Source organism: Streptomyces sp. PCS3-D2, assembly GCF_000612545.2.
Lineage (GTDB): Bacteria > Actinomycetota > Actinomycetes > Streptomycetales > Streptomycetaceae > Streptomyces.
On the sequence record NZ_CP097800.1, the window covers coordinates 2,089,169 to 2,100,000 of the forward strand.

Here is a 10,832-nt window from a genome sequence, read left to right on the forward strand (position 1 = left end):
TGCGCCGGGCCCCGCCCCAGAGGACGACACCCGTGCGCCGTCCGTCCTTGTGCCGGTCATCGTAGCCCCAGTCCCGAGATCGCCACACCCTGTCACCGAGATGTCACTGTGCACGAAGCGGAAACGCTGTGGGAGAGCAGAAGGTTCCCCGTTCGCCGCTCTCCCACACCACCGCGGCGGCAGCAGGTCGGTCGCCGCCGCGGTTCCGCTTCCCTCCGGTCACTTGCCCCGCATCCACTGCTCCATGACGGACAGCAGGTAGTCGGGGTCGACCGGCTTGGTGACGTAGTCGGAAGCACCCGAGTCGATCGCCTTCTCCCGGTCCCCCTTCATCGCCTTGGCCGTCAGCGCGATGATCGGCAGGCCGGCGAACTGCGGCATCCGCCGGATCGCCGAGGTCGTGGCGTACCCGTCCATCTCGGGCATCATGATGTCCATCAGCACGACCTTCACGTCGTCGTGCTGCTCCAGCACCTCGATGCCCTCCCGCCCGTTCTCCGCGTACAGCACCACCAGCCCGTGCTGCTCCAGCACGCTGGTGAGCGCGAAGACGTTGCGGACGTCGTCGTCCACGATGAGCACCCGCTCACTGCGGAAGTCGTACGTCCGCGCCACCGCCGGAAGCTCCTCCTGCGCAGCGTCCCAGCCGCCCTCGGCGCCCGCCGCGTTCGGCTGCCCCGGCACCGCCGTACGCGGCTCCGGGCCGCCCAGCGCCTTGCGGCGGCGGCGGAACAGCGCAGCCCCACCGCCCTGCCCCGCCGCGGCCTCCGCCGGAGCGGGCGGCACCGGCTGGGGCTGCGCCGCCGGTGCGTCCGCGGGCGCGGCCGGCAGCCCGGGCCGCGCCCCGTCGAGGGACCGCCGGTACAGCTCGCCGCGAGCTCCCCCCGGCGTGGGCGGCGCGTAGCCCTGCGGCGGCAGCTCGCTCGGGTGCAGCGGAAGGTACAGCGTGAAGGTGGAGCCGCGGCCCGGCTCGCTCGCCGCATGGATCTCCCCACCCAGCAGCCGGGCGATCTCGCGGCTGATGGACAGCCCGAGCCCGGTGCCGCCGTACTTGCGGCTCGTGGTCCCGTCCGCCTGCTTGAAGGCCTCGAAGATCACCAGCATCTTGCTGGCCGCGATCCCGATGCCGGTGTCGGTGACCGAGAAGGCGATCAGGTCCCCGTCCGCCTCCCGCAGCGAACCGGCCTCCAGCAGCTGCTCACGGATCTCGGCGGGCACATCGGCCCCGGCCGGCCGGATCACCAGCTCCACCGCACCGGTGTCGGTGAACTTCACCGCGTTCGACAGCAGGTTGCGCAGCACCTGGAGCAGCCGCTGCTCGTCGGTGTGCAGGGTCGCGGGGAGCTCCGGGGAGACCCGTACCGAGAAGTCGAGACCCTTCTCCGCCGTCAGCGGCCGGAAGGTCGCCTCCACGTAGTCCACGAGCTGGACCAGCGCGATCCGGGTCGGCGAGACGTCCATCTTCCCGGCCTCGACCTTCGACAGGTCGAGGATGTCGTTGATCAGCTGGAGCAGGTCCGAGCCCGCGCCGTGGATGGTCTCGGCGAATTCCACCTGCTTCGGCGACAGGTTCTCGTCCGCGTTGTCGGCGAGCAGCTTGGCCAGGATCAGCAGCGAGTTCAGGGGCGTGCGCAGCTCGTGCGACATGTTCGCCAGGAACTCGGACTTGTAGCGCATCGAGACCGCCAGCTGCTCGGCGCGCTCCTCCAGGACCTGCCGGGCCTCCTCGATCTCGGTGTTCTTCACCTCGATGTCCCTGTTCTGCTGCGCCAGCAGTTCGGCCTTCTCCTCCAGCTCCGCGTTGGCGGCCTGCAGCGCCTTCTGCCGGTTCTCCAGCTCGTCGGAACGCTCGCGCAGCTGCTCGGTCATCTCCTGCGACTGCTTCAGCAGCATCTCCGTCTTGGAGTTGACGCTGATGGTGTTGACGCTCGTACCGATCATCTCGGCGATCTGGCTGAGGAAGTCCTTCTGGATCTGCGTGAAGGGCGTGAAGGACGCCAGCTCGATGACGCCGAGCACCTTCCCCTCGAACAGCACCGGCAGCACGATCACGTGCGCCGGCGGGGCCTCGCCGAGACCCGAGGAGATCTTCAGGTAGCCCGGCGGAGTGTTCTCGACCAGGATCGTCCGCTTCTCCTCGGCGACCGCCCCGATCAGTCCCTCCCCCGGCCGGAAGGAGAGGGGCATCTGTCCGCCCGCGTAGGCGTAGCTCCCGCGCATCCGCAGCTCGTACGCCCCGTTCGCGCCCCCGTCCGCACCGATCTCGGTGGCACCGCCGGCCGGCACCACCAGGAAGAAGGCCCCGTGCTGTGCGGAGACCACGGGCGTCAGCTCGCTCATGATCAGCGAGGCGACGTCGTCCAGGTCCCGGCGGCCCTGCATCAGTGCGGAGATGCGGGCCAGGTTGCCCTTGAGCCAGTCCTGCTCCTTGTTGGCCAGGGTGGTGTCCCGCAGGTTGACGATCATCGTGTTGATGTTGTCCTGGAGGGCCTGGATCTCCCCCGCCGCATCGACGTCGACCTTCAGGCTGAGGTCCCCGCGGGTCACCGCGGTCGCCACGGCCGCGATCGCGCGCACCTGGCGGGTGAGGTTGCCGGCCATCTCGTTCACGGACTCGGTCAGGTCCCGCCAGGTCCCGTCGACGTCCCGGACCCGGGCCTGGCCGCCCAGGATGCCCTCGGTACCCACCTCGCGGGCGACCCTCGTCACCTGCTCCGCGAAGGAGGACAGCTGGTCGACCATCGTGTTGATGGTGGTCTTGAGCTCCAGGATCTCGCCCCGGGCGTCGATGTCGATCTTCTTGGTCATGTCGCCCTTGGCGATGGCGGTCGTGACCATCGCGATCTGCCGCACCTGTCCGGTGAGGTTGGACGCCATGAAGTTCACCGAGTCGGTGAGGTCCTTCCACGTGCCGGAGACACCCGGCACGTGCGCCTGACCGCCGAGGCGGCCCTCCGTACCCACCTCCCGGGCCACCCGCGTCACCTCGTCGGCGAACGACGACAGGGTCTTCACCATCGTGTTGACGGTGTCGGCGAGCTGCGCGACCTCGCCGCGCGCCTCGACCGTCACCTTCTTCGTCAGGTCGCCGTTGGCGACGGCCGCCGAGACCTGGGCGATCCCGCGCACCTGGGCCGTCAGGTTCCCGGCCATCGTGTTGACGTTGTCGCTGAGGTCCTTCCAGATGCCGGTGACCCCCCGGACCCGGGCCTGGCCGCCCAGGATGCCCTCGGTGCCCACCTCCCGGGCCACCCGAGTCACCTGCTCCGCGAAGGACGACAGCTGGTCGACCATCGTGTTGACGGTCGTGACGAGTTCGAGGATCTCGCCCTTGGCATCGACGGTGATCTTCTTGGAGAGGTCGCCCATCGCGACCGCCGTCGTCACCTCGGCGATGTTGCGCACCTGCGAGGTCAGGTTGTTCGCCATGAAGTTGACGGACTGGGTGAGGTCCTTCCAGGTGCCGGAGACACCCTTGACCTCGGCCTGACCGCCGAGGATGCCCTCGGTTCCCACCTCCCGGGCCACCCGGGTCACCTGCTCGGCGAAGTTCGAGAGCTGGTCGACCATCGTGTTGAGGGTGTTCTTCAGCTCCAGGATCTCGCCCCGGGCGTCCACGTCGATCTTCTGCGACAGGTCACCCCGCGCCACCGCCGTGGCGACCTGGGCGATGTTGCGCACCTGCGAGGTCAGGTTCCCGGCCATGCCGTTCACCGAGTCCGTCAGGTCGCGCCAGACACCGGCCACGCCGGGCACCTGCGCCTGACCGCCCAGGCGGCCTTCCGTACCCACGTCCCGGGCCACCCGCGTCACCTGCTCGGCGAAGGCGGAGAGCTGGTCGACCATCGTGTTGATGGTGTTCTTCAGCTCCAGGATCTCGCCCCGGGCGTCCACGTCGATCTTCTGCGACAGGTCACCCCGCGCCACCGCCGTGGTCACCTGCGCGATCTGGCGCACCTGCGAGGTGAGGTTGCCGGCCATGAAGTTGACGGAGTCCGTGAGCTCCTTCCAGGTGCCCGAGACCCCCTCGACCCTGGCCTGACCGCCGAGCCGGCCCTCCGTGCCCACGTCCCGCGCCATCCGCGTGACCTGGTCCGCGAACGAGGAGAGCTGGTCCACCATCGTGTTGACGGTGTTCTTCAGCTGGAGCATCTCGCCGGAGACGTCCACCGTGACCTTCTGGGACAGGTCGCCGTTCGCCACCGCCGTGGTCACCTGCGCGATGTTGCGGACCTGCCCGGTGAGGTTGCGGAAGGCGGTGTTCACCGAGTCGGTGAGGTCCTTCCACGTCCCCGCCGCACCCGGCACCTGCGCCTGACCGCCCAGCTCGCCCTCGACGCCGATCTCACGGGCCACCCGGGTCACTTCCGCGCCGAAGGACTGGAGCTGGTCGACCATCGTGTTGACGGTGTTCTTCAGCTCCAGCATCTCGCCGGCGACATCGACCGTGACCTTCTGGGACAGATCGCCGTTCGCCACCGCCGTGGTCACCTGCGCGATGTCCCGCACCTGGGTGGTGAGGTTGCGGAAGACCGTGTTCACCGAGTCGGTGAGGTCCTTCCACGTCCCCGCCGCACCCGGCACCTGCGCCTGACCGCCCAGCAGGCCCTTGGCACCGACCTCGCTGGCCACCCGCGTCACCTCGTCCGCGAAGGTGCGCAGCGTCTCCGTCATCTGGTTGATCGTTTCGGCCAGCTGCGCGACCTCGCCGCGCGCGCTGACCCGCACCTTCTGCGACAGGTCGCCGTTGGCGACCGCCGTCGTCACCTGGGCGATCCCGCGCACCTGGGCCGTCAGGTTCCCGGCCATCGTGTTGACGGAGTCGGTCAGGTCCTTCCACACGCCGGCGACCCCGGGCACCTTCGCCTGGCCGCCCAGCTCGCCCTCCGTGCCCACCTCGCGGGCGACCCTGGTCACCTCGGACGAGAAGGACGACAGCTGGTCCACCATGGTGTTCACGGTGTTCTTCAGCTGGAGCATCTCACCGGCCACGTGCACCGTGACCTTGCGCGACAGGTCGCCCTTGGCGACCGCCGTCGTGACGAGGGCGATGTCACGCACCTGCGCGGTGAGCCGGTACGCCATCGTGTTGACGGAGTCGGTCAGATCCTTCCAGGAACCGGACATTCCGCGCACCTGGGCCTGACCGCCGAGCTTGCCCTCGGTGCCCACCTCCAGCGCCACGCGCGTCACCTCGTCGGTGAACGCCGACAACTGGTCGACCAGGTTGTTGACGGTGCGCCCGACCTTCAGGAACTCCCCGCGCAGCGGATGCCCCGCCCCCTCGGCGGCCTGGGTTCGCAGGTCCATCCGCTGGTCCAGGTCACCCTCGGCAACCGCCGACAGCACCCGTCCCACCTCGGACACCGGCCGGGCCAGATCGTCCACCAGCTGGTTGGAAGCGTCGATCGCGGCCGCCCAGGAGCCCTCGCAGGCACCCGTTTCCAGCCGTTCGCTCAGCTTCCCCTCACGGCCCACCATCCGCCGGACCCGGGACAGCTCCCCGGTCAGGTGGAGATTGCGGTCGGCGACCTCGTTGTAGACGGCGGCGATCTCCGCCATCACCCCGTCGCCCGACACCGTCAACCGCTTGCGGAAGTTTCCGTCCCGCATCGACACCAGGGCCGTGAGCAGCCGGTTCAGAGCGGCGGTATCGACCTCTGTCGTGCCGCCGCGCCGGGACCGCCCGCCCTTCGGCCGCGTCCCCGTACGCCGCACCACCGCGCCAGACTCCACCGTGTCCCTCCCGAAAGGGTCGACCGCCGTTCAACCGGACACCTGACTCATCACGAGCCGGCTCTCCAAGCCTGCCCAGTGTTTCACCCTGTCCGAACCCGGCCATAACACTTCGGCACCATCGCACACCGGTCGTACCCTGCGAGTGGATTCCCGGACGACGGCACCATGCCGTCCGCGAAGGTAAGTAACCTGGCAACCGATGTCCAACCGCGTCGAAGGAGATTCGTGATCACGGCACGGGCGGCTGCCAGCTTCGATCCTCTCGGGCGCTCGGTCGCCGCCGCTCGCGCGTTCGTCCGCGACACCCTGCAGGGCTGGGGGTTCGCGGACATCGTCGACGACGCGGTGGTCCTCACCAGCGAGCTCGTCACCAATGCCGTGGTCCACGCCGGAACCAGGGCCGAGGTCCTGTGCCTGCGCACCGAGGACGGTGTCCGGGTCGAGGTCGCCGACCGCTACCCGGAGCGCGAGCTGCCGCTGCGGCACCCCGGCGAGCGCCCGTACGCCGACCCGGACCGTGAGAACGGCCGCGGGCTGATGCTGTGCGCCGCACTGGCCACCCGCTGGGGCGTCGAGTACACCGCCACCCACAAGCACGTGTGGTTCCGCCTCGACCTGCCGGACCGGCCGGTCGGTACGCGCTCCGCCGGGCCCGTCGTCCCCGACCGGCTGCTCCCGCTCGCCGACAGCCGGGTCCGCGTCGCCGTCCTCCAGGTCGACTCGGCCGATACCGTCTCCGCCTGGAACGAGGACGCCGAGCACATCTTCGGGCACGCCGCCGAGAAGGCGGTCGGCCGCTCGCTCGCCGAGCTCGCCGCGTGGCCGCAAACCCCGGGCACCGGAACCGGCATCGCCGAGGCGCTGCGCCTGTCCCGCTGGGAGGGCAGCTACGGCGTCCGGGGAGCTGACGGCCGCGTCATCCCGGTCTACGCCTCGCACCTGCGCGTCCGGGACGCGCACGGCGAACCCTCCACCGTCTGCCTCCTCGTCCACGACGACGAGCGGGCCCTGCTCCAGAGCCCCGTACGGACGCCTTCCACCGACGGCGGCCACTTCGCCGAGCCCCGGGCCACCGACCCCTTCGAGGTCTTCATCGGCTCACCCGCCCCCGACGACCTCGACAGCCTGCTGCAGCGCACGGTCGAGCGGGCCCGCGACCTCCTCGACGCCGACTCCGCCTTCCTGCTCCTCGCCACCGACGACGAGACGGAGCTGGAGGTCCGGGCCACCACCGGTCTGCCGTCCACTCGCCAGCGCTTCGCCCGCGTCCCGGTCGAGGCCGGCACCAACCGCTACGGCTCTGCCCGGATGCCTGCCGTCCACGACGACCTCGTCGCCGTGCCCGGAGCGGTTCCGCTCCTGGAGTCCACCGGCATGCGCTCCGCGGTCACCGTCCCCCTCAAGGTCGAGGGGCGACTGACCGGCTCCCTGGGCGTGGCCGCCGAGAGCCCCGGCCGCTACTCGAACGAGGAGGCGCTCCACCTCCAGTTCGCCGCCGACCGCATCGCCCTGGCGGTGGAGTCCGCCCGCCTCGGCGAACTGGAGCGGCTGCGCCGTGGCTCCCTGTCCTTCCTCGTCGAGGCCTCCGACCTGCTGGCCGGCACCCTGGACCGGGACCAGACCCTGGCCCTCATGGCTCAGATGACCGTCCCGACGCTCGCCACGTGGTGCGCCGTCTACACCATCGCGGACCAGTCCTCGGACCCCTACCTCAGTTATGTCCTCCACGAGGACGAGGACCGCATCGATGGCCTGAAGGCCCTGCTGTCCCGGGTCAGTCCGCCCGAGCCGGTCCGCGAGGCCGGCGCCCGCCCGTGGCCCGAGACCGCCCTTGCGGTCGGCGGCGAGACGGTGGTCCTGCCTCTCCTCGCCCGCAACCGCGTCATCGGGATGCTCACCCTCGGCAAGCCGCGGGAGGAGCACTTCCGCCAGGAGATCCTCGAACTCGCCGAGGACCTCTCCCGCCGGGCCGCCCTCGCCCTGGACAACGCCCGCCTCTACTCCGAGCGGACAGCGATCAGCCGGTCCCTGCAGCGCAGCCTGCTGCCGCCCGGCTCCCCCGCCATCCCCGGCATGGAGGTCGAGGTCATCTACCGCGCGGCCGGCGAGGGCAACGAGGTGGGCGGCGACTTCTACGACGTCTTCCCGATCCGCGAAGGCGCCTACGGGTTCGCCATCGGCGACGTCTGCGGCACCGGCCCGGAGGCTGCCGCAGTGACCGGCCTGGCCCGGCACGCCCTGCGCCTCCTGGCCCGTGAGGGCCTCGGCGGCCCCGCCGTCCTGGAACGCCTGAACGCGGCCATCCTCGACGAGGGGGCGCGCAGCCGCTTCCTCACCCTCCTCTACGGCGAGCTCCACCCGCAGCCGGACGGCGGCGCCCTCATGAAGGTCGTCTGCGCGGGCCATCCGCTCCCGCTGCGCCTGCGCCCGAACGGCGAGGTCGACGCGGCCGCGGAGCCTCAGCCCCTGCTGGGTGTGATCGAGGACCTGGACCTGTACGAGCAGACCGTCACCCTCGATCCGGGCGACGTCCTGCTGTGTGTCACGGACGGCGTGACCGAGCGGCGCGAGGGCAGCCGCATGCTCGGCGATGACGGTCTCACGGAGGTCCTCACGACCTGCACGGGCCTGACCGCGGGTGCGGTGGCTTCGCGTGTCCTGCGCGCGGTGGAGCGCTTCGCGGCCGAGCCCGCCTCGGACGACATGGCGATCCTGGCCTTCCGCGTGCCCCACCCCCGGGCCGGCGACTGACCGCGGTGCGTGCGTCGACGGTCAGGCATTGACCTCGGTGCCTGTGCCGGCTTCCTCGTACGTGTTCCTCGACGCGATCCGCACACCGGAGGCCGTAATGAGGCCTGCTACGGAGCCACTAACGCAAAAAGGCCCCCGCCATCAGGCGGGGGCCTTTCTATTGTGAGCCCTTTAACGGAATCGAACCGTTGACCTTCTCCTTACCATGGAGACGCTCTACCGACTGAGCTAAAAGGGCGGGTTGTTCGGCGGCGTCCTACTCTCCCACAGGGTCCCCCCTGCAGTACCATCGGCGCTGAAAGGCTTAGCTTCCGGGTTCGGAATGTAACCGGGCGTTTCCCTAACGCTATGACCACCGAAACACTATGAAATTTAGAACGCTGGCATGTAATCACAGCCGTTCGTTATTTCAGAACTAACACAGTGGACGCGAGCAACTGAGGACAAGCCCTCGGCCTATTAGTACCAGTCAGCTCCACCCGTTACCGGGCTTCCACATCTGGCCTATCAACCCAGTCGTCTACTGGGAGCCTTACCCTCTCAAGGAGGTGGGAATACTCATCTTGAAGCAGGCTTCCCGCTTAGATGCTTTCAGCGGTTATCCCTCCCGAACGTAGCCAACCAGCCATGCCCTTGGCAGGACAACTGGCACACCAGAGGTTCGTCCGTCCCGGTCCTCTCGTACTAGGGACAGCCCTTCTCAATATTCCTACGCGCACAGCGGATAGGGACCGAACTGTCTCACGACGTTCTAAACCCAGCTCGCGTACCGCTTTAATGGGCGAACAGCCCAACCCTTGGGACCGACTCCAGCCCCAGGATGCGACGAGCCGACATCGAGGTGCCAAACCATCCCGTCGATATGGACTCTTGGGGAAGATCAGCCTGTTATCCCCGGGGTACCTTTTATCCGTTGAGCGACGGCGCTTCCACAAGCCACCGCCGGATCACTAGTCCCGACTTTCGTCCCTGCTCGACCCGTCGGTCTCACAGTCAAGCTCCCTTGTGCACTTACACTCAACACCTGATTGCCAACCAGGCTGAGGGAACCTTTGGGCGCCTCCGTTACCCTTTGGGAGGCAACCGCCCCAGTTAAACTACCCATCAGACACTGTCCCTGATCCGGATCACGGACCGAGGTTAGACATCCAGCACGACCAGAGTGGTATTTCAACGGCGACTCCACACCAACTGGCGTTGATGCTTCAAAGTCTCCCACCTATCCTACACAAGCCGAACCGAACACCAATATCAAACTGTAGTAAAGGTCCCGGGGTCTTTCCGTCCTGCTGCGCGAAACGAGCATCTTTACTCGTAGTGCAATTTCACCGGGCCTATGGTTGAGACAGTCGAGAAGTCGTTACGCCATTCGTGCAGGTCGGAACTTACCCGACAAGGAATTTCGCTACCTTAGGATGGTTATAGTTACCACCGCCGTTTACTGGCGCTTAAGTTCTCAGCTTCGCAACCCCGAAAGGTCACTAACCGGTCCCCTTAACGTTCCAGCACCGGGCAGGCGTCAGTCCGTATACATCGCCTTACGGCTTCGCACGGACCTGTGTTTTTAGTAAACAGTCGCTTCTCGCTGGTCTCTGCGGCCACCCCCAGCTCAGAGTGCAAGACTCATCACCAGGAATGGCCCCCCTTCTCCCGAAGTTACGGGGGCATTTTGCCGAGTTCCTTAACCATAGTTCACCCGAACGCCTCGGTATTCTCTACCTGACCACCTGAGTCGGTTTAGGGTACGGGCCGCCATGAAACTCGCTAGAGGCTTTTCTCGACAGCATAGGATCATCCACTTCGCCACAATCGGCTCGGCATCAGGTCTCAACCTTCATGAGGGACGGATTTACCTACCCCTCGGCCTACACCCTTACCCCGGGACAACCACCGCCCGGGCTGGACTACCTTCCTGCGTCACCCCATCGCTTACCTACTACAAGTCTGGTTCGTCGGCTCCACCACTTTCCATTCCCCGAAGGGTCCGGAACGGCTTCACGGACTTAGCATCGCCTGATTCGATATTGGGCGTTTCAAAGCGGGTACCGGAATATCAACCGGTTGTCCATCGACTACGCCTGTCGGCCTCGCCTTAGGTCCCGACTTACCCTGGGCAGATCAGCTTGACCCAGGAACCCTTAGTCAATCGGCGCACACGTTTCTCACGTGTGTATCGCTACTCATGCCTGCATTCTCACTCGTGAACCGTCCACAACTAGCTTCCGCTGCTGCTTCACCCGGCACACGACGCTCCCCTACCCATCACAGCCTCCGTTGGGAGTATTGCTGCAATGACACGACTTCGGCGGTACGCTTGAGCCCCGCTACATTGTCGGCGCGGA

At 67.6% G+C, this 10,832-nt stretch carries 2 protein-coding genes, 1 tRNA gene and 2 rRNA genes (1 of these 5 cut by a window edge); 1 reads left to right on the forward strand and 4 read right to left on the reverse strand.

The genetic code is table 11. The annotated features are described in order from the left end of the window. Positions 1–219: 219 nt before the first annotated feature. Positions 220–5,736 (reverse strand): HAMP domain-containing protein, encoded by a 5,517-nt coding sequence (locus AW27_RS08420; protein ID WP_172671427.1) that lies wholly within the window; start codon positions 5,734–5,736, stop codon positions 220–222. A 168-nt stretch (positions 5,737–5,904) separates the two neighbouring features. On the opposite strand from AW27_RS08420, the gene AW27_RS08425 reads away from it, so the two are divergent. Next, a complete protein-coding gene (locus AW27_RS08425; RefSeq protein WP_063890661.1) occupies positions 5,905–8,490 on the forward strand; it encodes a SpoIIE family protein phosphatase in 2,586 nt (861 codons plus the stop codon). Positions 8,491–8,655: 165 nt separating this feature from the next. Here AW27_RS08425 and AW27_RS08430 read toward each other — a convergent pair. From AW27_RS08430 to AW27_RS08440, 3 genes are all read right to left on the reverse strand, one after another. After that, positions 8,656–8,728: transfer RNA gene (locus tag AW27_RS08430), tRNA-Thr, on the reverse strand. A gap of 5 nt (positions 8,729–8,733) precedes the next feature. After that, positions 8,734–8,850 (reverse strand): 5S ribosomal RNA (gene rrf, locus AW27_RS08435). A 79-nt stretch (positions 8,851–8,929) separates the two neighbouring features. After that, positions 8,930–10,832, reverse strand: a 23S ribosomal RNA gene (locus AW27_RS08440) (it continues 1,216 nt past the right edge of the window).

Excerpts from the sequence above, each read along its gene's own strand:
- AW27_RS08425 (WP_063890661.1), top strand. The coding sequence starts at position 5,905 with ATGCCGTCCGCGAAGGTAAGTAACCTGGCAACCGATGTCCAACCGCGT.